The 25,400-nt window shown below is 54.9% G+C and carries 20 protein-coding genes and 3 tRNA genes; 16 read left to right on the top strand and 7 right to left on the bottom strand.

Annotation, left to right across the window (positions count from 1 at the left end):
* Positions 1-66 precede the first annotated feature (66 nt).
* Positions 67-4,554 (top strand): hypothetical protein, encoded by a 4,488-nt coding sequence (locus tag LN415_00970; GenBank protein ID MCJ2555668.1) that lies wholly within the window; start codon positions 67-69, stop codon positions 4,552-4,554.
* Here LN415_00970 and hutH read toward each other — a convergent pair.
* A complete protein-coding gene (gene hutH, locus LN415_00965; GenBank protein ID MCJ2555667.1) occupies positions 4,547-6,073 on the bottom strand; it encodes a histidine ammonia-lyase in 1,527 nt (508 codons plus the stop codon). The genes LN415_00970 and hutH overlap by 8 nt on opposite strands.
* 114 nt (positions 6,074-6,187) lie before the next feature.
* Here hutH and rnz point away from each other — a divergent pair, with 114 nt between their 5' ends.
* From rnz to LN415_00945, 4 genes are all read left to right on the top strand, one after another.
* The gene (gene rnz, locus LN415_00960; GenBank protein MCJ2555666.1) at positions 6,188-7,096 is read left to right on the top strand and encodes a ribonuclease Z; all 909 of its coding nucleotides are present in this window, start codon (positions 6,188-6,190) and stop codon (positions 7,094-7,096) included.
* 78 nt (positions 7,097-7,174) lie between these two features.
* The gene (locus LN415_00955; protein ID MCJ2555665.1) at positions 7,175-8,371 is read left to right on the top strand and encodes a methionine adenosyltransferase; all 1,197 of its coding nucleotides are present in this window, start codon (positions 7,175-7,177) and stop codon (positions 8,369-8,371) included.
* Between the two features lie 94 nt (positions 8,372-8,465).
* The gene (locus LN415_00950; protein ID MCJ2555664.1) at positions 8,466-9,335 is read left to right on the top strand and encodes a phosphoserine phosphatase; all 870 of its coding nucleotides are present in this window, start codon (positions 8,466-8,468) and stop codon (positions 9,333-9,335) included.
* Between the two features lie 302 nt (positions 9,336-9,637).
* Positions 9,638-10,978 carry a signal recognition particle protein Srp54 gene (locus tag LN415_00945; GenBank protein ID MCJ2555663.1) on the top strand — a complete coding sequence of 447 codons (1,341 nt, stop codon included), beginning with the start codon at positions 9,638-9,640 and terminating at the stop codon, positions 10,976-10,978.
* Here the strand turns inward: LN415_00945 and pcn are convergent, their stop codons facing one another.
* Complete coding sequence (gene pcn / locus LN415_00940; protein ID MCJ2555662.1) at positions 10,979-11,716, bottom strand: proliferating cell nuclear antigen (pcna); 738 nt, start codon at positions 11,714-11,716, stop codon at positions 10,979-10,981.
* 219 nt (positions 11,717-11,935) lie between these two features.
* On the opposite strand from pcn, the gene LN415_00935 reads away from it, so the two are divergent.
* Positions 11,936-13,666 carry an FG-GAP-like repeat-containing protein gene (locus LN415_00935; protein ID MCJ2555661.1) on the top strand — a complete coding sequence of 577 codons (1,731 nt, stop codon included), beginning with the start codon at positions 11,936-11,938 and terminating at the stop codon, positions 13,664-13,666.
* Here LN415_00935 and LN415_00930 read toward each other — a convergent pair.
* Together LN415_00930 and LN415_00925 are read right to left on the bottom strand one after the other, a co-directional pair.
* Positions 13,663-13,983, bottom strand: coding sequence for a transcription factor S (locus LN415_00930; GenBank protein ID MCJ2555660.1), 321 nt, complete (start codon positions 13,981-13,983; stop codon positions 13,663-13,665). The two genes, LN415_00935 and LN415_00930, sit on opposite strands and share 4 nt — an antisense overlap.
* A 45-nt stretch (positions 13,984-14,028) precedes the next feature.
* Positions 14,029-14,904, bottom strand: coding sequence for a hypothetical protein (locus LN415_00925; protein MCJ2555659.1), 876 nt, complete (start codon positions 14,902-14,904; stop codon positions 14,029-14,031).
* A gap of 294 nt (positions 14,905-15,198) precedes the next feature.
* Between LN415_00925 and LN415_00920 the strand changes: the two genes are divergently transcribed.
* The 5 genes from LN415_00920 to LN415_00900 all read left to right on the top strand — a co-directional run bounded on the left by LN415_00920 (position 15,199) and on the right by LN415_00900 (position 18,180).
* On the top strand, positions 15,199-15,450 hold the full coding sequence (locus tag LN415_00920) for a hypothetical protein (protein ID MCJ2555658.1): 252 nt from the start codon (positions 15,199-15,201) through the stop codon (positions 15,448-15,450).
* Positions 15,451-15,457: 7 nt separating this feature from the next.
* Positions 15,458-15,530 (top strand) — tRNA-OTHER (locus LN415_00915).
* 228 nt (positions 15,531-15,758) lie between these two features.
* Entirely contained in the window at positions 15,759-16,739 is a 981-nt protein-coding gene (locus tag LN415_00910; protein ID MCJ2555657.1) for a DDE-type integrase/transposase/recombinase, read from the top strand.
* A 432-nt stretch (positions 16,740-17,171) separates the two neighbouring features.
* The gene (locus LN415_00905) at positions 17,172-17,579 is read left to right on the top strand and encodes a hypothetical protein (GenBank protein ID MCJ2555656.1); all 408 of its coding nucleotides are present in this window, start codon (positions 17,172-17,174) and stop codon (positions 17,577-17,579) included.
* A 202-nt stretch (positions 17,580-17,781) separates the two neighbouring features.
* Complete coding sequence (locus LN415_00900; protein ID MCJ2555655.1) at positions 17,782-18,180, top strand: zinc-ribbon domain-containing protein; 399 nt, start codon at positions 17,782-17,784, stop codon at positions 18,178-18,180.
* Between the two features lie 178 nt (positions 18,181-18,358).
* Here LN415_00900 and LN415_00895 read toward each other — a convergent pair.
* Together LN415_00895 and LN415_00890 are read right to left on the bottom strand one after the other, a co-directional pair.
* A tRNA-Tyr gene (locus LN415_00895) sits at positions 18,359-18,466 on the bottom strand.
* A gap of 2 nt (positions 18,467-18,468) precedes the next feature.
* Positions 18,469-18,541 (bottom strand) — tRNA-Phe (locus LN415_00890).
* Between the two features lie 169 nt (positions 18,542-18,710).
* On the opposite strand from LN415_00890, the gene LN415_00885 reads away from it, so the two are divergent.
* Genes LN415_00885 through tadA form a run of 5 tightly spaced genes read left to right on the top strand, consistent with a single transcriptional unit; the run spans position 18,711 to position 25,179 of the window.
* Entirely contained in the window at positions 18,711-19,733 is a 1,023-nt protein-coding gene (locus LN415_00885; GenBank protein MCJ2555654.1) for a hypothetical protein, read from the top strand.
* Positions 19,734-19,788: 55 nt separating this feature from the next.
* Positions 19,789-21,432, top strand: coding sequence for a type II/IV secretion system ATPase subunit (locus tag LN415_00880; protein MCJ2555653.1), 1,644 nt, complete (start codon positions 19,789-19,791; stop codon positions 21,430-21,432).
* A complete protein-coding gene (locus LN415_00875; GenBank protein MCJ2555652.1) occupies positions 21,413-22,444 on the top strand; it encodes a type II secretion system F family protein in 1,032 nt (343 codons plus the stop codon). The genes LN415_00880 and LN415_00875 overlap by 20 nt, the downstream gene beginning before the upstream one ends.
* Complete coding sequence (locus tag LN415_00870; protein ID MCJ2555651.1) at positions 22,444-23,376, top strand: type II secretion system F family protein; 933 nt, start codon at positions 22,444-22,446, stop codon at positions 23,374-23,376. Before LN415_00875 ends, LN415_00870 begins: the two co-directional genes overlap by 1 nt.
* Positions 23,377-23,385: 9 nt before the next feature.
* Positions 23,386-25,179: a Flp pilus assembly complex ATPase component TadA gene (tadA, locus tag LN415_00865; GenBank protein MCJ2555650.1), complete on the top strand. Its 1,794-nt coding sequence runs from the start codon at positions 23,386-23,388 to the stop codon at positions 25,177-25,179.
* On the opposite strand, the gene LN415_00860 is transcribed toward tadA, so the two are convergent.
* Positions 25,176-25,400 (bottom strand): histone (locus LN415_00860; protein ID MCJ2555649.1); only part of this gene is annotated, 225 nt, incomplete at its 5' end. The genes tadA and LN415_00860 overlap by 4 nt on opposite strands.

Raw genomic sequence — 25,400 nt, 5'->3', positions numbered from 1 at the left:
GTTAAGTCTAACGACTGGAAGCTTGATGGAGCACAGCGTATAGCACACTGACTGCGGAGCCTAAGCATGAGTTATCTCAAACATATCCAGCTATCAAAGCAGCTGGAAGAACGAGCGAAAGAGGCGACCAAGTTCCGACAGCTCGCAGAGAAGGAGCTTGAGGAAGCCAAGAAGGGAATCGAAGAGGCCAAGAAGATAGACGCCAACATCGCCGAATCGGAAGCCACTTTTTCTGAGGCCGATGATGCTAGAAGGGGCAAGGACTACAAGCTTGCCCTGGAGAAGGCCACCGAATCGAAGCAGAAGGCATTGAAGGCGTATCAGGAACGTGTCAAGACAATCGTGGATTCGAGCCTCGTCCTCCTGAAACTGGCCAAGGACATAGGGGCGGATACATCATCTGCCGACAGCCTGGCGAAGAGCGCTGGCGAGGCTCTTTCACAGGATGACCTCGAGAAGTCCATAGAGTTCGCCCAAAAGAGCTGGGAGAAATCGGAGAAGATACTTCACGAGCACCTGTCAAGTTCGTTCTCGACCGCCCAGTCGATGATCGTTGCCGCCAAGAAGCAGGAGAAGGACACCTCTGTAGCGGAGGACCTCCTGTCACGTGCAAGGAGCGCTGTGGAAGACCAGGATTACCAGACCGCCATGGACTACATGAACGAGTGTATGGAATCGGTCAGCTCGGAACTCAGCCAGGACATAAACGGGATGCTTGAGGAAGCCCGGGCCATGATAGACGTCTCCAAGGAGATCGGGGAAGACACATCCAAGGTGGATGGCATAGTCGAAAGAGCAAGGGCGGAACTCGAGAACAAGGACTTCGAGCGGTGCCTGAACTCCTCCAAGCAGGCGAGAGCGGAGGCGGAGAAGGTCCTCCACAGAAGCGTCGAGAACGGAATGGACACTATCGAAAAGGCCATAGCCAAGGCCGAAATCATCAAAGCGGACACTAGCAAGACGAAGACGCTCCTGTCCGAGACCAGGGTCTCGCTAAAGGGTGGCAACTACAAGGAATCCGTGGTGCTCATCAAGAAGGCCTTGGAGAGCATCGAGAATGCTCAGTTCCAGACCGTCCTCGAGACCATTTCCAAATCCAGATCCAAGTTCGTCACAGCGAGAGACATCGGCGCCGACCTTGGCAAGGCGATGGAACTACTGAACGCCTCAAGGGAATCGCTGAAGAAGGGCGATTTCGAGAACGCCCTGAAACACGCTCGGAAGGGCGACGAAGAAGTCGACAGGCTTGTGGAGGAGTTCCGATCCGTTGAGAAGGAAGTATCTCAGCTCCAGGCCGATTTCACGGAGGCGGAGGGCCTCGGCGTGGACATATCATCGGCGAAGGCTCTCCTCGACAAGGCGAGCCTGGCGCTCAAGACGAGGAGCTTCGGGCGCGTGGCGAAACACATGGAGGAGAGCAAGGACGAGCTGGAGAAGGCGCAGTACGAGAGGACCATGGAGCTGATCGAGTCCGCCGAGCTTGGACTCACTCTCGGAGAGCAGATTGGCGCTGACCTCAGCAAAGCGGACATCATCCTCGAAGAGTGCGTCGTCCTGACGAAGTCCAAGGACTACCTCAAGGCGATAGGGCTGGCAACCGAGTGCAGGGAAGTCACCGATGGGAAGGTCGATGAACACCTCGTGGATACCATAGAGAGCCTTAGTGCGTCCGTGGATTCAATCGGCAAGGAGGCGGTCTCGGCCAGGAAGCTGCTGGACAAGGCGGAGAGTGCGCTCGCGATAAAGAACTTCTCGAAGGCCACCGAGCTCGTGACTGGTGCCCGCGACCTCCTCGAAGAGAAGTTCAAGGAGAAGGGGACTGGTCTCCTCCAGAGCCTCGAGGCCGGGATCGAGATCGGAAAGGTGATGGGTGAGACCACTGACGAGCTCGAGACGAGACTTGAGAGCGTCAGGCAATCGATCCAGGAAGGCAAGTTCAACGAGCTCGTGAAGGTGACGGAGGATGTCGCTTCCGAGGTTTCGGGGCTGACGGACTCCGCCTTTTCATACGTCAAGGAGAAGGTCGTGGAGGCGAGAAAGGCAGGTGTCAGCATAGAAGAGATGAGGAGCCTCCTGAAGAAGGCGAAAATCGCTATGGGGACGGAGGACTACTCCGATGCTTTGGGCCTGCTCGTGGACTGCAATCGGACCGTGGACGTGCTTCTCAAGGACCACAAGGAGACGTACAACGCGATATCCTCCTCAGCCGCACTCGTCGGTGAGGCCAGAAAGAAGAGGATGGATGTCTCGAAGGCACTCAGGATCCTTCTCGCGTCGAAGAAGGCGTTTGAGAGTCATGACTACGAAAAGGCCCTCGACCTCGCTACCAGGAGCAGGAAGGAAGCCGAGAAGCTCATGGTCCTGTACTCATCCACGGAGAAGATCGCTGCCGTCAATGAGAGAATCGAGCTCGCTCAGGGGTTGGAAATCGACATCGCCGGGATGAACGGGGTCGTAGAAGAGGCAAAGGATGCGATAAAGGAGAAAAGGTACGAAGCGGCCCTTGAACTGGCGAAGAAGAGCTTGTCCGGCGTGGAGGAGCTTCTCAGGGATGGCATACTCGACACTATCACATCATCACAATCAATCTCAACGGAGTCCCGCGAGATGGGCATTCTTACGGAGGCGGTGGACGACGACCTCACAGAAGCCAGGAAGCTCCTTGACGAGGGCGACTACGAGGCGTCAGCGAAACTGACAGCTCAGGCAAGAGATGCCCTGTCAGACATGCGCGGGAAGCTCGATGAGGCCGCCGAGAAGGTCAAGGAGGCGAGAACCGCCCTCCAGGTGATTCAGAGCATGAACGTCGAGTCCCCGGAATCCATGAGACTGCTCGAAAGAGCGGAAAGGGGCATTGAGACGGGGCGATACGAGGACGCGCTGGAGTCTGCAGAGGAGTGCCTCAGAACCTTGCAGCTCGAGAGGGACACGTATATCACTGATATGATAAATTCGTTCATCGAGGTCATCAAGAAGTCCAAGCAGGAAGGTGTGAACACAAAATCCGCAGAGGAGCTGATTGCGAAGGCCAAGAACCACTTCAGGGACGGGAAGTACAAGGAGTCCATCGAACTCGCGATGAAGAGTGAGAGCGAGGTTGAGAGAATCGGCCTCCAGCAAGACATGGCCAGAAAGGCTATCGCGACCGCGAAGAAGAAGATGGACGGTTTCCCAATCACGATCCAAGAGGCAGAGGATTTCCTGCGGGAAGCCCAAGGAGCCTTCAACGGTGGCGAATACCCCAAGGCACTCGAACTGAGCTTGAAGAGTGGGGACGTTTTCCACGAGGCAGTCGAGGCCTATGAGGATGCGAAGAAGTCCTTTGGACTGGCGGAGAAGATGCACAACACCATCGTTTCAATAGGGGCGGACTCCTCCGGAATCGAGAAGATGCTGGCCGAGGCCAAGTCCGCGCTCGATTCAGGCAACATGAAGGCGGCCAAGGAGGCCGCCAGTCAGTGCCATGAGTGGGCAACGGGCATCGGCGAATCCCATCTGCTCCAGATCGCGACCCAGACGTCAGAGAACGTCGACCTTGCCGAAGAGCTTGGCCTGGAGAGCAGTCTGTCGAGACACAAATTGGGAGAAGGCAAGGCCCTGATCAAGACCAGGGACTTCGAGACCGCCAAGAACCTCATCGAATCCGCCAGACAGGAGGTCGAGGGCATTCTGTCCGAGGTCGCCAACCAGGTGATTGCGAATTCCGAGAGCGCTGTGCGGTACGCCAAGAAGATGGGCGCGGATGTTGCCGAGAACGAGGAGATGATTGCATCCGCGAAGGAGACCCTCGAGCAGGGGAGATACCAGGACGCTCTCGACATGGCCGAGGAAGCTGTCAAGAAGGTCGAGTCCAGCCGAAAACTCGAGAGGGAGTTCATCGACCTCACGTACAAGGCGGACAGCATCATCGGTTCAGCGAAGAGGTTCGGGATCGACATCAAAGAGGCGGAGAAGCTCCTCCTTCAGGCCTTGGACGCGAAGAATGTGAACATCGAGGATGCGAAAGAGCATGCCCAGCAGGCACTTGACCTGGCAAACGGGGCAATAGACGGTTTCGCCCCTTCGGTGACCGCTGAGATAGACGTCGAGAAGGCAGATCTGGATGAATGGATGGATGCGACTCTTACCCTCGAGAACAGCGGAAAGACGCTCGCCAGCAATGTCTCCGTCCAGATGCTCGGAGACGCTGAGACTGAGGGGCTTGAGCCCGTCGAAAGCATCAGGGCGGGCGGCTCGGAGAGTCTCAAGTTCAGGCTCAGGATGACGGCACCAGGGACCGTGCCTCTGGCGATCAAGGTCATCTCTCACAGGGTTTTCGACGATGCTGAGTACGTCGAGGAGAGCATCGCCCAGATCGATGTGGCCGGAACTCCCGGGAAGGAGAAGAAGGATATCATCAAGATGGTTGCCGAGAAGGACACGAAGTGCAATCTCTGCCGTGGGAAGATAAAGAAGGGCTTCCCGATGATCGTCTGTCCTTGCGGGGGCGAATTCCACGACACGTGCGCGGGAAGAGTCGAGGAATGTCCCGAATGCGGGACGTCCTTCACCTAGCCAGCTTTCCCGCCTGTTTTTCGACTTCCGTGTTGATTGTCCCCTCTTCCACGAAAGCCGCCAGGCGCTCAACGTCCGCAGTCAGCGGCCTATCATCGTCCAGCCGGTCGACGTCTCGCCTGATTAGGTTGTACGCGGCGAGCGCGCCCTTTCCGGGTTTGAGGGGCTTGAGGAACTCGAGGCCCTGAGCAGCGCATAGGAGCTCGATGGCGACGATGTTCCTCGCATTGCCGACCGCCAAGGCCGCCTTTCGAGCAGCCCACATTCCCATGCTCACGAAATCCTCCTGGCCCGCCGATGTTGGGATCGAATCCGCCGACGCAGGGTGGGCAAGCGTCTTGTTCTCCGACGCCAAAGCGGCCGCGGTGCAATGTGCCATCATGTAGCCCGAGTGCGTGCCGCTCTTCTCCGTGAGGAAAGGCGGGAGACCGCTCAGATGGGAGTCGACCAGCCTGGCGATCCTTCGTTCCGAGAAGGACCCGAGAACGCACATGGCAAGCGAGAGATGGTCCATCGCCATGGCGATCGGCTGCCCGTGGAAGTTGCCACCGGAGATGCTCTCGCCCGTTTCCGGGAAGACCAATGGGTTGTCAGTAGCGGAGTTCGTCTCCGTCTCGACGATCCCCCTCGCATAATCGGTTGCATCCATGACCGGCCCAATGACCTGTGGGATGCAACGAATCGTGTAGGCGTCCTGGACCTTAGGGCAATCCTCGTGTGACGGGATGATCTCGCTCCCCTTGAGGAGTCTCAGCATGTTTCTCGCACAGGTCACCTGACCCTTGTGCGGGCGGACCTTGCCCAGCCTACCGTCGAAAGGCTGAGGGGAGGACTTGAGGGCCTCGAAGCTCATCGAGGCGGCTATCTGCGCGGCTTTGACGAGGTTCAGAGAATCGTGAACGATTAGACATGCCATGCCCGTCATCACTGACGTGCCGTTGATCAGCGCGACGCCCTCCTTCGGTTCGAGGCGAAGCGGCTCGATCCCAGCTTGCTTCATCCCTGCGCCCCCATCCATCAGCCTCCCATCTAAGGAGCACCGGCCCTCTCCCATCATGACGGCCGCTATGTGAGCCAAGGGCGCCAAGTCGCCGCTGGCACCGACGGACCCGATCTCTGGAACGACTGGATGGACACCTTTGTTTAGCATCTCCAAGAGCGTCTCTACAACGAGAACACGGACGCCAGAGTGCCCTTTTGCCAGACTGTTGGCCCGAAGGAGCATGCTTGCCCTGACGTGCTCCTCGCCGAGGCTTTCTCCGATCCCCGCACGGTGACTTCTCACGAGGTTCCTCTGGAGATCGAGGAGTTCATTCTCCGGTATGACAACGCTTGCCAGGTCGCCGAAGCCCGTGTTTATCCCGTAGGCCAGTCCGCCGGAGCCGAGGATCTCGAGCACCGCCTTCCTGGACATCTCCATCCCCTTCGCGGCATCACGAGACAGACTGACCTTCTCGTAGTTCCTGGAAACCTGAACGACATCCGTTATCGTGAGGGACTCTCCATCCGCTGCGATCAAGGAACCACCCTGCATTGAGATACCTTTCCGACTATTTATGTTTCCGTGGGTTCCATCTCGGCTCCGATCGCCCTTCGAAACTTTAATGAAGAGCATGCCTCTTTCGTTCCAGTCGTGCAGATCGTATTCCTTGGAACCGGCGGAAGTTGGCCCTCGCCAAAGAGGAACGTTGCAGCCATAGCTGTCAAGAGAGGAAGGGAGATCATCCTCTTCGACTGCGGTGAGGGGACACAGAGGCAGTTCATGATGTCCAGCCTCTCGTTCATGCAGGTTCAGAAGATATTCATCACGCACTTCCACGGGGACCATTTCCTCGGGCTTCCGGGACTCGTACAGAGCATGACGCTCAACGACAGGAAAGAGCCACTGCGGATATGGGGGCCTAGGGGGATAAGGGACCTCATGGAGGTGCTCCTGAGAATCGGGTACTTCAGTCCTGGCTTCGATGTCTTTGTGGAGGAGATGGAGGATGGGTCCGAGGTGGATTTCCCTGAGTACACGGTCAGAAGCGTCAAGATGACGCATAACGTCCCATCAATTGGATTCGTGCTGCAGGAGAAGGACAGGCCTGGCAAGTTCAACCGTGAGAGGGCGATCGAGCTTGGTCTGCCAGAAGGTCCACTGTTCGGCAGACTTCAGAGAGGAGAGACCGTTGAGCACGACGGCATGACGGTCGCACCGGAAATGGTTCTCGGAGAAAGACGCGCGGGAAGGAAGATCGCATACTCCGGGGACACGCTGCCCTCGAGCAGCTTCGCTGACGCCGCAACGGGCTCCGATGTTCTCATCCACGACGCCACGACCGATGCCAGCCTTGAGGAAAAGGCGAACGAGTTCGGACACTCTTCCTCCCGCCAGGCAGCTCAGATCGCGAGGGACTGCGGTGCCCGGATGCTGTTCCTGACACACATCAGCCCCAGGTACGATGACGTGTCCACATTGGAGAAGGACGCCAGAGACGTCTTCGAGAACGCACATGTCCCGAACGATTTCGACGAGCACCTCGTGCGGTACAAGGACTGACACGTCCATCACATTTGGAGAACCGAAAGGGATAAATCGAAGGCTGAACTTTCACTTCACTCCACGGGGAGGAATCGCATGGATCGCAACATCTGGGTTGAGCAGGCTAGTCGGATGCCGATGGAAGAGACGAAGATCGAGATCGTGGAAAGGAAGGGGATCGGGCACCCAGACAGCATTGCTGACGGGCTTGCGGAATCAGTGAGCAGGACGCTGTGCAAGCTGTACATGGAACGGTACAACAAGATCCTTCATCACAATACCGACGAGACGCAGATCGTGGGCGGTCAATCGGCGCCCAAGTTCGGCGGTGGAACGGTCCTCGAACCCGTGTACATCCTTCTGGTGGGAAGGGCAACGACGCAAGTGGATGGAGAGAGGCTCCCGTACAGGTCGAGGGCGATCAGGGCGGCCCGAGACTACCTGGAGTCCTTCTGCCCGCATCTCGACGTCGATATGGATGTCATGCTCGACTGCAGAATCGGCCAGGGATCCGTGGACCTCAGAGGCCTCTATGAGACCCAGAGGCTGCTCGCCAACGATACGTCGTTCGGGGTGGGCTATGCGCCCTTCAGCGAGACGGAGACGATCACGTACGAGACGGAACGGCTTATCAACGGCCCGCTGAAGAAGGAGATCCCTGAAGCCGGCGAGGACGTCAAAGTAATGGCAACGAGAGTCGGCGACGACATCAACGTGACCGTGGCGGCAGCGATGGTGGACCGTCTCGTCCCGGACCAGTCGCATTATATCAGCGTCGTCGAGGAGCTGAAGGACAGGCTTCTCGAGAACGCTCTGAAGCTGACGAATAGGAATGTGAGCGTGGACATCAACACCGGCGACAACTACGACGATGGCATATTCTATCTCACGGTAACGGGGCTCTCGTTCGAGAATGGCGACGACGGGTCCGTCGGCAGAGGGAACAGGGCGAACGGGCTAATCACGCCTTTCAGACCGATGAGCATGGAGGCGACGGCGGGCAAGAACCCCGTGACCCACGTCGGAAAGCTCTACAACATCCTGACCCTGAAGATCGCCAACGACATCGTCAAGGCTGGAGGAGGCGATATCCTCGAGGCCTATGTGAGAATCGTTTCCCAGATCGGGAAACCTATAGACGATCCCCAGGCGGCGAGCATCCAGCTCGTGATGGCCAATGGCGCTCAGCTGAGCGGAGTCCAATCGGAAGCTGAAGCTGTCGTCGATGAGTGGCTCGCGAACATCTCCAAGATCACCGACCTTATCGTGAACGGAGAGGTGTCCGTTTTCTAGCGTGGAACCAGACGCAGCATATGAATCCCGGCGGGAAACTGAGAAAGGGTTATAAGCGGTTTGTTCCATCTTAAGCCCAGTTGGCTGTGTGCAGATGACCGAGTTGATGAGCGAACTGCGGGAGAAGAGGAACGAGAGGAACATCGAGGCGGAGAAGCACAAGAGAAGGCGCGATGAACTCAACGATAAGACGAAGCAGTGGGTCGGCAGAAGAGACGAGCTAAATGCCAAGGTCAGAGAGCTAATCGACGAGGCTGCGGTCCACAGAGACAAAAGGGACAAGCTCAACCTTGATGTCAAGGGGGCAAAGGAGGAGAGAGACAGGCTCAACCGCGCCGTCAACGAGAACATCGATAGAATCAACAGATTGAAGAGGAGGCACACACCGAGGGGAGAGGTGCCCCTGAACCGAATGAAGAAGGACCTGAGGGACCTGGAGTTCAGGCAGATGACCTCGGTCATGAAAATCGACAAGGAAAGGCAGCTCGTGGAGGCCCTCTCAAGCGTCAAGGAGAAGATCGACGAGAGGGAGAAGGAGCTGGAGAAGGTAGAGGAGATCCAAGAAGCCATACGGGAGCTCGAGAACATCAAGTCGGAAGCCGAGAAGTGCCACGAGAACGTCGGCAAGCTGGCAGATGCGGCACAGGAAGAGCATGACGAGATGATGGCATACTACGAGAAGAGCGATGGGGTCAGAAAGCAGGCCGACGACGCCCAGGAGCAGTTCATCAGAACAAAGATGATGGCCGACGAGGAGCACAAGAATCACATAGTCATGATCAGAGAGGTGCATGACTTCGACAAGATGGTCAGCGGGATACGACGCAAGCAGAGAAGGGCGAGAGTCGACAAGTACGAGACGGTCGCCAAGAGGGAAGCTGATGATATATATGACAGATTCAAGAAAGGTGAGAAGCTCAGCACGGAGGACCTGATGACGCTGCAGAAGTCTGGCTACCTCTAGAGCTCAGTCCTTGTTTTTCGAGAAAGCTTTAAATATAGGTGAGAGAATATATCGCATGGGGAGTTTTGGGCTAGTTCGTTAGAGTGCATCCCATCCCTTCTGACAAGGCTAGCCCTCCCTTTTCTATTTTTTGTCGTCCAGAGAGTGCCATGTGGTCCTGTCGTTGGACATAACAGAGACACACGTACATCCTGTCTCAGAGAATGAGCCGAAGTAGGGAACCGGGCTTCCCGGGAATGTGGCCAGCCATCCAGGGAATGGGCGGTGGAATCTTAATATAGGCAACGCCATATTTGACGACGATGAGCTTTGAGAAATTCGGCGCCTCGCTCAGGAACGCGATGAAGAAGGTGCTCTCGGCCTCCCATCTGGACAAGGACGTCATAAGAGAGGTCATCAGGGATATCCAGCGGGCCCTGCTAAGAGCCGACGTCAACGTCCAACTGACCCTCGAACTCTCGAAGACACTCGAGGAGAGGTCCCTGAAAGAGAAGCCGCCCGCAGGAATGAGCGCCAAAGAACACGTTGCCAGAATCATCTACGAAGAGCTCGTCAACATACTGGGAGAGGGGAAGGAGCTCAAACTCCAGAAGCAGAGACTGCTTCTTGTCGGTCTGTATGGTCAGGGGAAGACGACCACTGCGGGGAAGATGGCGAGGTACTTCCAGAAAAGAGGTCTGAAGGTCGGGATCATTGCGGCCGACGTCCACAGACCGGCCGCGTACGAGCAGATCTCCCAGATAGCGGAATCCATAAACGTGCCAGTCCACGGGGACCCCAGCGAGAAGAGGGCTGAGAGGATCGTGAAGGAGGGCATGAAGCGCTTCCAGGACTCCGATGTCGTGATAGTGGACACGAGCGGGAGGCATTCCCTCGAGAAGGACCTGATAAAGGAGATCAAGAGCGTGTCGAAGGTCGCAGACCCCACTGACACAGTCCTCGTACTGGACGCGACGATGGGGCAGCAGGCGGGACCCCAGGCAAAAGCGTTCCATGACGCCGTCGGTGTCACCTCCGTTGTACTGGCGAAGCTCGACGGATCGGCAAAGGGCGGCGGGGCACTGAGCGCGATTTCGGAAACCGGCGCCTCGATCGTTTTCATAGGAACGGGCGAGAAGATCGACGATCTAGAGAAATTCGATCCTCAGAGATTCATCTCGCGTCTTCTAGGAATGGGCGATCTGAAGCTCCTGCTGGAAAGGGCCCAGGAGGCCATGGACGAGGACAAGGCCAAGGAGACCGTCAAGAGGATGATGGGTGGGAGGTTCACGCTGAAGGACATGTACAGCCAGATGGAGATGCTCAGCGGAATGGGCCCGCTCAGAAAGCTGATGAGCCTGTTGCCCGGAATGCCCGGAAAACTCAGCGACGATGACTTGGAGACCGCTCAGACCAGACTGAGGAAGTTCAGGTTCATCATGGACTCGATGACGGACGACGAAATGACGACCCCGAAGATCGTGAAAGGAAGCAGGATCGCCAGAATCGCAAGGGGCAGCGGGACCTCCCCCAAGGACGTACGGGAGCTCCTGAAGCAGTACGCCATGTCCCGGAAGGCGATCAAGGGCCTAGCGGGGAACCGCAAGATGAGGAAACAACTGATGAAACAGATGCAGGCCGCCGACTTCGATATGCCGTCCTAGCTACTCGCTCTCGATCCTGGGGGCTAGAAGATAGTGTACTTCTCCCTTTCCGTCGGAGACCTTGAACTCCATCTTGACGGGATAGTCAGTTCCCAAGAACATCGTGATCGACCCAGCTGCGGAGACCGCCTTGACCATATTGGAGAAATAGTCGAGCGGGAACAGCGAGCGAACGGTCTCCTTGCAGTCCAGCGACTCAAGGAGGTCTTTCGGCAACCTCAGATTGACGGAGTCCGTGTCCCCTTCAGAGGTCATCTCGAAGCCGTCCGGCGTGCATATCAAAGCGACGTGGTCAGAGACGCTTTCCGATGCCCGGATGCCCTGACGCAACTCCTCTGCCCTGACTGTCACCTTGACCGGGAGGTCCAGGTTGGGTGCCTTCGGATCGGACATGCCTGCGGTATCGACCAGCGCCATTCTGCGGGTGATGTTGCCGACGCTCATTATGAGCCGGTTCTTCTCCTCGTCGTAGTCCATGCTGACTACGTCCCCCGCCTTGGCCAGCTTCAGGACCTCCTTGAACTTGTCCATGTCCACGCCCATCTCTTGGTCGTCCGCACTGTACTCCTCGAAGGCGTCCTTTGCCACGGACAGGTCAAGCATCGCTACATGAGCGGGATCGACTGCCTTGACGGAAAGACCGTCTTTGCCAAGGTTGAGTTTGGCCTCATCAACGAGCGTCGAAATGACGTCCACTATCTCTCTTAGCACCTCTGACTTGGCTTTTGCGCTGAACATGTACTCCCCCGAGATTCTAGGTCCATCTCCGTAAACCACTTGGCGATTATAAAGGTATGCTCGACGCCTTTCTCGAAAGGAACACGCCAGATGGGAGCGACAAATTCCGATGCGTCGAAAACCATCGTGTGGCGCATGCTGAGGAACCCGTTAGACTTTCTGCATAACTATATATATGCGAGAATCCAATAAATTCAACAGTTATTTACGGGGGGTCTTATGAAAAGGCTATTGGCAGCTACGACCATCTCGGTTCTCCTATTATCAGGTCTCGTGGGCATTTCCTCGATTCCTTCGGAACTGAGCCCGATGGCCATCGGGGACGACATGGTCCTCTATCGATATGACGCCGACCGAACGGGAAGAGCCCCCTTTGTGGGAGACATAGAAGAGCCACACGTGAGATGGGTTTTCAACACGAGCGCCAATGTGATATCGGCCCCGCTCATTGCAGACGTGAACGGTGACAGCAGGTACGAGGTGATTGTTGCGGCGGACAATGGCGGGCTGTATGTCATCGACGAGAACGGCGTCTTCCTCTACAGCACCTACTTCGCGCCTGAGTACCCAATGATGCCCGCAGCGGCGGACATCGATGGCGATGGGAAGCTCGAGGTCATGGCAGGCCAGGGAAGCCACAGCGTCGTTGGAGGGTCTCTCGAGATACACGCCCTGAACGGCGAGGACCTCTCACCCCTGTGGAGCTACACCTCCACCTCTGGTTCGGAACACGGCTTCTTTGCATCACCCATGTTCCATGATTCCAACGACGATGGGATCCTGGATGTTCTCGTTGGGAGCATGGATGATTACTTCTACGCGTTCAACGGCCCCGACGGCAACATGATTTGGAAGAGTCCGAAGGGACTCCACTACAACCGCGCGACCTCGCCCTTGGATGACATCGACAATGACGGGGATCAAGAGATCGTGGGATTCGACAACGCGGCCCAGATGCGACTGTACGATGCTGACACCGGGACTATCGAGTGGGAAACAGACCTCGGATACGGAGTCGGCTCCTCGCCTCTGATAGCGGATTTCGATGGCGATGGATACGGCGAGATCGCCAGCTTCATGGTCGTCACTGGAGGGATATCAGTCCTGAACCACGACGGCTCGATTCTCTGGAACGACACCTCCAGGAGTGATTTCTACAGCACTCCCACAATCGCACAGATCGATGGAGATGGTCTTCCTGACCTGATCGGAGGCGACTTCAACAATCACACAGTCTTGGCATACCGCGGTGTCGACGGGACTCCTCTCTGGCAGACGGTTCTCCCGGACAACGCGAGAGCCCAGAGCTCGCTGGTCACCGCGGACGTGGACGGGGACGGCGAGATCGAGGTTCTGGCTCTGGGCAAGGACAGGAACCTCTTCTCCCTCGACGCCAAGACCGGCGCCATAGAATGGACATTCGGCATCGAGAGGCCGTTCGGACAGCCCACTGTCTGGGACATCGATCAGGATGGCGTTGCAGAGATTGTTCTGAGCGCAGCAGGCGGACTTGTCTACGTCCTCGAGCAGGCTCCTCAGCCCGATTCTCTCCCGAGAACCACGGGGTACTGGGAACATCAGTGCAAGGTGTCCGAGCCCAAGGAGGAGCACCCTGGCATAACGGATGAGTTCGCGCAGGGAATCGCCGATAACTCGCTCGTCTTCGTGTACATCCAGTCCAAGGACGACGTCTGCAGTGTGCTTTCGTCCAATCCGAAGTCGGACATGACAGGGAAGGCGCTGGTACAGCTCATGGCACTCTGGCTCAATGTGGTCTCCGGATATGTGGACGCTTCGACGGGGATCGATCTCGGGAGTCTGACCTCAGCGAGCACGGTGGGAGATGCGATCGCGGAGATAGAGGACATCATCCTTCACAGCACGGACAAGGCTGAACTGGAAAGGGCCAAGGACATCGCAGATGCGCTCAACAACGGCATTGGCGGCTAGAACTCTCTCCACGTGTGACCGCATTTTGTGCATCGGTATATTCTGGTCTCGGGCTCGTCAGCGGCCCGTGTTTGCCTCAACTGCCAGAAGGCCTCGTTGTTCCCGCACTTCTCGCACTCGATCCTGGTCTTCGGAAGCGTCGCCATGATCTCGTCAAGAACAAGAGTCTCCATCTTCTCCTTTCTCTTGGTCCGCACGATCTGGCGGTCATCTTTCTCTCCAATCTTCCTAGAGTACTTGCATTGAGGATTGCTACAGACCAGTTCCCCTTTCTCCGGATACATAAGGGACTCGCACTCGGGACAGAAGAGGGACATCCCGGCGTCATAGGGAGAATCCGAATAAAAACCTTTTGTGGCTGGTCAGCGGTAGTTCTTCAAGGCCCTTTCCGTCAGCTTTCGACCGATTCTCTCGCGATCCTCGGCCGTTGTTGTGCTCTTCTTCTTCTGCCCCTTTGCCTTGGTCTCCGCACGTTTGCCCGGTTTCGATTTAGGCTTGGCAGGGGTCGCGGTTCCTTTGCCTTGACCACTGGCCTTCTTGCCTGATGCGACGGGGATCTTCTTCATCGACCCGAGGGTCGTCTGTTGTCCGTCATCCCATCCCCTCGGGACAGGTGACTTGGCGGCCGCGAAGGGCGAGTTGTATTGTCCCGCCACTATCACCGTGGGGACGCCTGCTCTGGTATAGTCCATCTCACTCCTTCTCTGAGAGGAGACTACGCCACCTATGTATGCGAATATCACTGTCACGAGATAGCCATTGAGTCCCAGCCCAAGCGTTAGAGCCAGTGATTCCACGAAAGTCGTCACGTACACGGCGACGAATTCGATGTAAGGAGCAAGAACGGGAACGTTGGCGTGTAGGGCTGACGCAATGTAGGAGGGGACGCCAGCCACATAGGATAGCTCCTCTGTGAGTATCCCCTGATCTGCCATAGCCAACACAGCAATGAAGATGGCAACAGGGATGAATGCCGCAATGGCTCCTTTCCATGGCCCTCCCGCCCTCCTGCCACCGACGTATCCGGCGATCATCTGCCCGAAGGTTGGCATCCACCAGAGGAAAAGGGAAAGGACGAATGTGTACTGCACGGCACTCCAGAAGCCATACGGTGGATGGGACTCATTAGCCACTCTTCGCGAGTAAGTGTCTCTTCGACCGACATTCAAGACTCCCGAATCCATCAGCTTCTTGGTGGTCTTATCGGCGGTCTTCGACTTCCTCTTCCAGCGCGTCATTCCCATCCCTGACAAAGATTGGTCGGACTATTGTCCGACAACATGGTTAATATCGTAGGACGTATAAAAGTATTTCGTAACACCGGTGCCTTGAATTTAAAGTTGAGAACATGACAGACGACTGGCTGACATAGAAGTGGAAAGGGCGTAGGAATCTCGTTTTTGGGATCTTCTCCTGAAATCTGATGGCAATTCCTACGTTCCCACAAATTACTTATACCGATGGTTTGATTGCTGTTTGCCATTAGACAAACCCGATGTTTGCACTGGGTTTGACAGCAGGAGAAGAGAACGATGGTTGAGAGAAAGGCCCGTCAAGAAGAACGCATCACGGTTTCCATTCGAAACGTCAAAAAGAGTGACTGGGCGGTCATTACCAATCTAGCTGCTAACCTGAACATGACGGTGGCCGAGATCATTGAGATTGTCGTAGACCGGATTCGGTCACAACCAATGCTCACGGGGATGGTTGCGAGGTTTGCCGCTGAGCAATCCAAGAAACGCAGAGAACTCTTGAAGAATGGCCTCTTCGGAGAGAATGAATAAAGGGAATGCGGGGGTAGCATAGTCGGTACTGCGGGCGATTTAGTAATCGCACGACTTGGGTTCGAAACCCAACCCCCGCTCAGAGCCTGATATTATGACTATATGAGCAACTAACCTTAAGGTATTTTTGTCCCCTCCCAAGTGAAAGTATATCAGAATCGGCTCTAGAATGGCTTAGAGGTCTTGTTTCAGGGGAGCCAGATAGATACTTTTCCTCATCTCTCAATTCAAGCCTTAAGTATCTGGATACTCATCCAGATAGTGAGCATCGGAGTGTTGAGACTCCGATACTCAGGAGGCCCACTGATATGTCCAGTGAACCCCGAGGAAAGGATAAGGATGCTCAGAATAAAAAGGTTGTGTGCAAGTATTGTGAAAGCGAGAAACTTGTCAAGTGGGGACGACAAAATGGACATCAAAGATACAGATGCAAGGATTGCAGTCATCTCTTTGATGACAATAATAATCCTCCAAGAATGAGGACGAGACTTGAGGTTATTGCTAACGCTCTCGAATTATATTACAGCGGTGCATCCTTACCAACTACCAGCCGTCTTCTTTGGAAGCTCTTCAAGGTGAAGGCATCCGCACGAACTATCCTGAATTGGATCCAGAAATATGTCCCTCGGATTGAAGACTTCACCGTGAACCTACGGCCCCAAGGTTCTGGCATCTGGCACGCCGATGAGACTTCCCTCTCTATTCGACCTCAGAGACCATTAACCAGGGTTCAGAAACAGAAGAGATTCAGGCGGAAGGGAGAACTCCATTGGTTCTGGGATGCGATCGACGAGAAGACACGATACATCTTGGGATGCCATCTCTCGAGGGAGAGGTCCGATGAGGAAGCTACCGAGTTCTTCAAGAAATGTCGTAGGAACGCTGGGAAGCCAGAGAAAGTACTCACGGACGGCTTGGGTGCATATAATCATGGCATCAGCAGAGGACTTAGAATCCGCAGAAGCCAGCATATAGCAAATGTGGGACTCCGTGGAGGTCACAATAATCAACTCATTGAGAGATTTCATGGAACCCTGAAAGATCGCACAGACATAATGCGTGGCCTCGTATCCGCGGAAACACAGATTCCCAATGGCTTTGTAATCTATTACAACTTCCTCAGACCTCACACTTCACTGAATGGAAGAACGCCAGCTCAGGCATCTGGTATCGATCTTCCCTTTGAAGACGGTTGGGGTGATTTGGTCAAGTGGAGCACCACTTTCGAAGCTAGGAAGCGATGGAATGGCAACGGAGATGGAATGGAAATCGAGCTTGTGGCAACATAGTTCCTCCTCATGGAGAGGAAGCCAAAAACATAATGTATCAGCTTTGCCATAGAACATGTTAGGCTGATATGATGAAAGGTATCTTGCCAGATATGAGGCGGATTGTGTTCATGAAAGGAGAACTCGCATCGATGCCTCAACGAGGAATATCAAAAACTCGGCTTGCACAAATCGCACTCGAGATAGTCTCTCTTAGAACGGCTTATAAAGGTGCTTTTGAGCGTGCTTCTTCGGAGTCGCAAAGAAAACAACTGAATGAGGCATTGAAGCTTCTCGACAATGTCGAGAAAGTAGTTGGCAGACTAAACATTTTGCGGCGTGTCAAGGCTAGCACTCCTATTACAGGAACTCTCGGTTCCCCCTCGGCTTTCTTCATAAGGCCATGACGGTTGCGAGAAGTTGTGAGATGGTTGTATGTTAAGTCGGAAAGATATGGTTGGAGCGTTTGATAGTGCCATTAAGGGAATTAAGGAAGAGGATTTTACGGATGTCTATTATCTTTCGGGACTTCTCATAAGTGTCGGTGGAGCAACGAAGGACAATACCCTGACCCTTGTCGGAGTTAGCATAGCCACTACTGGAACCACAATGTTCCAGTTGATATCGCTCGGAATGCTCGATGCAGAAGGCATCGGAAGCATGCTTCCCAAGATTTCGAAAGACACCACAGATGCACTCAGGAGACTCAAGAAGCAGTTCACAACAGACGAAGAAATCAATCAAGAGGAGCTAATATCTGCTTTGGGTCTACTTGCGAAATGTTATGTCAAGATGAACCAGAAACTCACACAACTTCAACAGCTAGCTATTACCCAATCTGCTGCAACAGAAAGCGACTGAGGGGTTCTTTTTCGAAGTAGAGGCACGCTTTCAGGTGTGTATCCTCGCTCAAAGAAAACTTTAAACCCTTCACTCCCATTCACTTCTTGGCGATAAGAGTGTCTTGGGAGAGGACTGGATATAGGGTTGTCAATCCAGGACACTCTGTCGCCAGAAGTTGTCTTGTGACAGCCCTAATCCACTCAGATTGGGAGGGAAGATTTTGGTAGACTGTAAAGAATGCGGGGAATCCATTCCGGAGGGAAAGAACTTCTGTCCGAATTGCGGGGAGAAGATCATTCGTGTGAAGGGCGAGATAGAATACGAGGAATATCACCTCAGGAAGAATAGGCATACAGCGAGATCGGTGTTGTATTTCGGTATCATCTTCATGTCGATATCACTGCTGTTCCCCCTTCTTCTACCAGTTACGATACCAGTCTCTGCTGGTGATGGTTCGGGAACTTATTATTATCAGGTGATGACATGGAATGTTGTCTCGGCCTCGGTGTCCATTATTGCTGTCTTTGTCATAGTTCTGGGAGCTCTATGGATGATGCACATCGACTGGCACATGGGAAAGAGATTGACGAGCCAGTTTGAGGAAGGCCGTAGAAAATAAAGAAATTCGGAAGGAGTTCCAATCGGCCAGACCATCTGTCATACTGCCAACTATAACTTCAAGGAACCCGTAACACCACATGAAGACCCACGAGGCGCGTTCGGGCTCCGTTCGTGTCGGTGGGTTGAACTGAGTTGAAGGTCCTAGGGGAAGTGGGGGCTTGTGAGCCCCGCAGAAGTCCCGACTCCCGGATTTGAACCGGGGATCTGCTGATATCGGCCGAGACCGGAAAGACTCCGGGAACCAACTACAGTCAGCCGCTCTAGCCAGTCTAAGCTAAGTCGGGAATGCCGCAGGCCGGACTTGAACCGGCGACTTCAAGATCTTCAGTCTTGCACTCTCCCAACTGAGTTACTGCGGCAGCGGAGTTTCATATGATTCTGCACATATTAAAGTTAGGGTTTCAACCCTAAATCCGAGGGCTCCTAAATATCATTGATTGGAATGACCAGTTGCAATTGGTGGCGACACATATAAATACGTCATCCAACATTAGAACTAAGAGGAATCCGATTCTTCCAGGTGATGTGATGGAGCCCTCGCGCAGAGCTTTTAGGATAAAGAGGAAACTCAAGTGGGACAACAAAGGTGTGGCTTCCACAGTGGGCACGATCATGGCCCTGATGGTCGTCATGACGTTCTTTTCCATGATAGTGAACCAGTACGTTCCTGTCTGGATGAAGGACGCCGAATCCGCTCATATGAATGAGGTTTACGGACAGTTCGGCACGCTCAAGGGATCGGTTGATCTGCAAGTTCTCTCCTGTGTGATCATGCTGCGTCAAAATGAGCCATGCATGAGGAGCAGCGGGTTCACTCCTATTGAGGTAGGTATCGACGGGGTCCCCATCTTTTCCGCACCAACCGTCGGGGAACTCACGGGGAGGGAAGACCGCGGGAAGTTCTCCGTCAATTTCAGCTATCAACATGACGTCGGAGGCACTAACGAGACGTTCTACGTGAAACAGAACGCTTCGGGGAATATCGTCCTTGAAGTCGCGAACAGGTATTTCGTGAGACAGACTCTCACGTACGAGGGCGGGGCCATCATCAGATCCCAGGAGGAAGGTGAGGTCATCAAGGGAGAGCCTTCTTTCATGGTATCCAAGAAGGGTGACTACGTCGAGATTTGGATGTACCTCATAGACCTGTACGGTGACGGCTCTGTGGGCGGCATCGGGACGCAGGGTGTCCACCATGATCTCAATGGGGCCTCGTGGGATGAGTACAGCAATGTCAACTCTGACGTGACCATTGTTCACTGGACCCAGAACGGCAAGGCGTGGTACAAATTCTTCAATGAGACGCTGTCAAGTGCCTTTGGTGTGACGGAACAGGACTACGAGGACAACTCACCTCCCGACTGGGATTGGTATGGCAGCGGTGCACAGGAGAAGGCGACCAATCCATATTTCGTCGTAAAGAGGACGGTCTTTGATGATTACTCGCTCATTGAGGTCACGATAGAGTCCGATGATGTGGACATCGGGAGGTTGACACTGGTTTCATCGAACTTCGACGTTGTCATCGGGGAGACCAGTTCTCGAACCTGAGTCCAACGAAGAGGTATCTGGTATGTTTGGAGCAAAGAAACAGAGGAAAGTCCTGGTGCCAAAAGGCGCATCCACGGCAACGAAGTGGGAAGGGGGCAGAGGTTCCCACCTCACGCCCATCGCACCCACTGAGGAGGAGTGGATAGAGGAGCTTGAGATCTTGCCCATAAAGCCTCCCTTCAGCTACTCGAGGGTAGTCTACGACAACAAGGAGAGCGAGTATGTCTACGAGTCGTGGGAACCTTATCTCACCGAGAGAGAAGAGAAGCTGTTGGCCCTCATCAAGGACTCGCTTAAGCGAACGCTGGAGTACGAGACCGGCACCCTGGGAATAAAAGACAAGGAGGAGTTCCTCAAGGAGAGCATTGACAGCTTCTTCAGGAGCAGGGGGATGCGTGTCGACGAGAATTCCCGGGACAAGATCGTTTACTACATCACGAGGGACTACGTGGGCTACGGTCCAATCGATGTTCTGATGTCAGATAAAACAATCGAGGACGTCTCATGCGATGGCGTGGGCGTTCCCCTTTTCATATTCCACAGGAAGTACGAGTCCATCAGGACGAGGGAGAGATTCGACGATGAGGATGTCCTGAATTCGTTCGTCATTGGGCTGGGACAGAGATGCGGGAAGCAGATCTCTGTGGCCAATCCCATCCTGGACGGTACCAGCGTTGAAGGCCATCGTGTCCAGGCCACGTACGCAAGGGAGGTGACCACGCGAGGGTCATCCTTCACGATCCGGAGATTCAAGGAGAAACCATTCACTCCGACAGAGCTCATAAAGTACGGCACGGCATCGCCAGAGATGGTCGCGTATCTGTGGTTGGCCGTAGAGCACGGAAGGTCAATGATGGTCTGTGGCGGGACCGCAACGGGCAAGACCGCGACTCTGAACGCAGCGGCGTTGTTCATCAGGCCAGGCGCAAAAATCGTGTCCATAGAGGACACGAGAGAGATCAACCTTCCACATGAGAACTGGATTCCAGGGACAACGAGAAGCGGCGTGGGCGAGAAGGGGGCAGATGGAAAGGCCGCCGGCGAGATTGACATGTTCGATCTCGTTAGGGCCGCTCTAAGGCAGAGACCCAACTACATCGTTGTCGGAGAGGTCCGAGGAAGGGAAACGTACACGATGTTCCAGGCCATGGCGACAGGCCACCCGACGATGTCCACTATGCACGCGGACTCCGTGAAATCGATGGTCAACAGACTCGAGAATCCGCCCATCAACACACCGAGGATCTTGCTGACCGCCCTCAACTTCGTGATCATACAGAATTTCGCGAGAATCGGCGCCGAGTCGGAACAGGTGAGGAGGGTCGTTCAGGTAGTTGAGCTCGTCGGCTTTGAACCTGAGACGAACGAGCTCATCACGAATACAGTGTACGAGTGGGATACGGCAACCGATTCGTTCATCTACAAGGGTCACAGCTTCCTCTTCGACGAACTGCAGGAAATGAAGAACATGACCCACGATGAGATGGACCGAGAGTTTCAGAGAAGGGTGGATCTGGTGAACTACATGGTCGAAAAGGACCTTGACGACTACAAGGACATCTCGAGACTCGTTGTGTCCTACTACCACTACCCTGAAGAGACTATCGAGAAGATAAGGAACGAAATGGGATGGGTCCGAGAGGAGCCAGAACCCGAGGATCTAGTTGAAGGTGATATGTTTGCCTCAAGAGAGGTCTGACACGTTCGACAAGTTAGAGGCGAGTAAGGCCTATGTGAAGACGAAGAGATTCAGGCCAGAGGAAACGGGGCTCAGAGGTCCGCATCAGATAAAGCTGGCCAAGGGCTCGAGACCGGAATACATCAAGCTGACGCCCTATCAGGAAACCTGCTGGCGCCTCCTTGGTGGGTTCGTGGAGTCGAGGTTCGAACCGAAACAAGACTTGGAGGACGACCTCGTTCAGGCTCACATGAAGATCAGACCAGAAGAGTATCTCGCCTATGTCTGGATGAGCACGTTCATCATGGTGATCGTCGGTGTGGTCATTGGAGTGATTCTCGGACCGCTCCTATTCGTGCTGGGCATCATGGATGGGCTGACAAGCATCATCATCGCCATCTTGTTGGCAGTGGTTCCGGCACTCCTCACCTACTTCGTATTGTTGCACGCCCCCACATCCGCCAAGAAGAAGAGGGGAACTAAGATCGATGCAAAAATCTCCGGAGCGATGAGTTTCATTTCCGCGATGGCGTCAGCCGATGTGCCAGTAAACGTTATTTTCAAGGAGCTCTCGAAGCAAGCCGTGTACGGTGAGGTTGCCGAGGAGGCCGAGTGGATAACGAGAGACACGGAGCTTCTGGGAGTCGATATCCTCTCCGCCATCCGTGCGGGTTCCGCGAGATCCCCGTCCATCAAGTTCCAGGACTTCCTTCAGGGCGTCGTCACGACCTCCACGTCCGGAGGACAGCTCAAACCCTACTTCCTCATGAAGGCGGAGCAGTACGAGAAGGAGGACAAACTGGAGATGAGGAAGAACATGGAGACCCTCGGCATGCTTGCCGAGAGCTTCGTCACGGTCGTCGTCGCCTTTCCCCTCTTCCTGGTCGTCATCATGGCCATAATGGGCCTGATCAGCAAGGGCGGGTCAGGCTTCGTCGTGACACTGCTGTACGTCGTCGTCGGCCTGATGATACCGATTTCCCAGTTCGGGTTCATCTTCGTCATATGGAACATGGAACAGGAGGGCAAGTAATGACGCGAGAGGACCTGGAGCAGGCCAGAATCAAGATGTACGAGAAGCTGGACCTCGCCAAGCCTATACTGATCGTGAGCGGGAGCATTGCTGCGGTTTTCGTCATCATCGCCATCCTGAACATGATGGATGTGGTCGATATTTCACTGCGTTCAGGGGAGACGCCGATCAAGAGGGGAATCAACTTCATCGTCTTTGCGATGCTCGTCATAATGGGGCCATACGGGTTCTACATGCAGAAGAAACTGAAGGAAGTCGCGGCCATCGAGGGAAGGCTTCCGGATTTCCTCAGAGACGTTGCCGAGGCGGGAAGGTTCGGAATGACCCTTGCCGACGCGATTGTCGTGGCCTCGTCCGGTAGGTACGGGAGACTCACAGCAGAGATTGAGAAGATGGCTGCCCAGATCCAATGGGGGGTTCCCGCGAGCGAGGCCCTCAAACTCTTCAACGAGCGTGTCAAGACACCGATGGTTAGTCGTGTCGTCAGCATAATCGTCAAGTCGAGCGATGCAGGCGGAGATGTTGCGGATGTCCTCACAATGGTCTCGCACGATGCCAAGGAGACGCAGCTGACGGAATACGAAAGGAGCATTGCGATGTCGACATACATCGCTGTCATCTACATCTCGTTCTTCGTGTTCCTTGTCACGATCGCAATCATCAACGCGACTTTCCTCCCGAAGATGCTTGAGGCGAGCGAATCGCTCACCACCTCAGGCGAGGGGAGTGGCGGTGCGGTGGATAGCCCACTTGCATCTGACCTGCCGAATATCGTGGAGAGCATCAAGTTGGCCTTCTTCCTCGCAGCGATAATACACGCTGTGGGGGACGGGCTTCTCGCGGGAGTTCTTGACAACGGGAGAGTGATTAGCGGATTCCGGCACAGCTTCCTGATGCTGGTGATCGGTTTCTCCATACTGAGTTTCATCTAGGTGATAGAATTGAGCGAAGCGATAGGCAAGGGTGTCAAAGAGGAGCTTGAAGATCTCAAGAGGAGAGAGGAAGAGACTGCTGCGAAGCTCAGGCAGCTCGAACGGGACAAGACGGCGACGGAGGGGGAGCTGGAAGTCTTGGAAGAACGCAGGAAGAGAAGCGTCTTCTCCGCCCTCGATGCCGTCAAGAGGGGATATTTCAGCAAGCTTCTGGGCAAGAAGGGGATAAAGGTCCTCTCGCCCATGGTCAGTGCCGTCGAAGAGAAGACCATGGGAAGGGTGACGACTATACCCAAGATTTCGAAGAAGGACCTCACAGAGATTGAAATCCTGCCCATGATTGAGGGCTATTCCTATGTTCGCATAAACTACGACACGCGCGCGAACGAGTACACGTACGAGGTCATCGAGCCGAAGCTCCTCCCAGAAGAGGAGGACATACTCGAGGTCCTCAAAGAGATCCTGGTCGAATCACTCGAGGCGATCGACGAAGAGGACGAGAGAGTGAAGGAGACCTACCTGAGGAGGGTTGTGGACGGTCTTCTCCGGGAGCTCGGCGTAAGCCTTCACCCCATATCCAAAGAACGGATAATGTACTACGTGCTCAGGGACTTCATCAGGTACGGACCCATCGATGTCGTGATGATCGATGTCAACGTGGAGGATATCTCGTGTGATGGCGTTGATATCCCGTTCTACATCTATCACAGGAAGTACGGGTCCATCCCCTCCAACCTGAGGTTTGACGATGAGGGGGAACTCGATTCCTTCGTCGTTTGGCTGGCACAGAGGTGCGGTAAGCACATCTCGGTTGCGCAGCCGATGCTCGACGCCACGGTCCCGGACGGATCAAGGCTTCAGGCGACGCTCGGCAAGCACGTCACCAAGAGAGGTTCGAGCTTCACGATCAGAAGGTTCAGGGAGAACCCATTCACACCTCTGGACCTGTTGAGATTCAAGACCCTGAATGATGAGATGATGGCATACCTGTGGCTCGCCATCGAGAACGGTCAGTCCATGCTCATATGCGGTGGAACGGCGAGTGGAAAGACGACCACGCTCAACGCCATACTGCTGTTCATACCGCCTCAGATGAAGATTGTCAGCATCGAGGACACGAGAGAGCTCAACCTGCCGCACGACAACTGGGTTCCCACCGTGACCCGTGCTGGATTCGGGACCAGGAGCAAGATCACGGGCAAGGCGATGGGAGAGATCGACATGTTCGATCTGCTGACATCCGCTCTGCGACAACGACCTCAGTATCTGATGGTCGGAGAGGTCAGAGGAACGGAGGCCTACGTCGTCTTCCAGGCGATGGCAACGGGAAAGAGTGCGTACACGACGTTCCACGCTGAGGACGTCCAGGCGATGGTCCACAGGATGGAGAACGATCCCATCAACCTCCCGCGCGCTCTCGTCTCCGCACTGGATGTCGTCCTGATGCAAGCCCAGGTGAAGGTCGGGACCGACATGACCAGAAGGGTGAAGTCGCTCACGGAGTTCATCGGCGTTGACCCGGAGTCGGATGAGCTCATAACCAACACGGCCTATTCATGGAACCCTGCGGACGACACCTTCAACTACAGCGGTCACAGCTACGTCTACGAGAAGATATCCATCGCGAGAAACTGGTCACAGAAGAGGATGGAGCAGGAGGTCCGGAGGAGGATTGGGCTCTTCAAGTACATGAGCAAGATCGGACTCGACAAACACACGGATGTGGCAAAGCTCGTCTCCTCGTACTACAAGGACCCCGACGCTGTCTACAAGAAAGCGCAAGAGGCTCTGGCGAGAAGCTAGACCTTTTCTGTCTCGTCTTCGACAGGCACAGGCTTCTTAATCACCTTCTTCTGGACCACGGGCCTGTCCACCGGCTTCTTGATCACCTTCTTCGGAACTGGCCTGTCCAGCTTCTCCAGTTCCTCCCCGGGAACGGCCTTCTTCTCTACAGCGGGCGCCGCGGCTGCGGGTTTCGCTGGCGGCTCCTTTGCGGGCGGTTTCTTCGCTGGCGGGGCCTCATC

This window comes from Candidatus Thermoplasmatota archaeon, assembly GCA_022848865.1.
Lineage (GTDB): Archaea > Thermoplasmatota > Thermoplasmata > RBG-16-68-12 > JAGMCJ01 > JAGMCJ01.
This window is presented reverse-complemented; position numbering and strand designations above follow the sequence as displayed.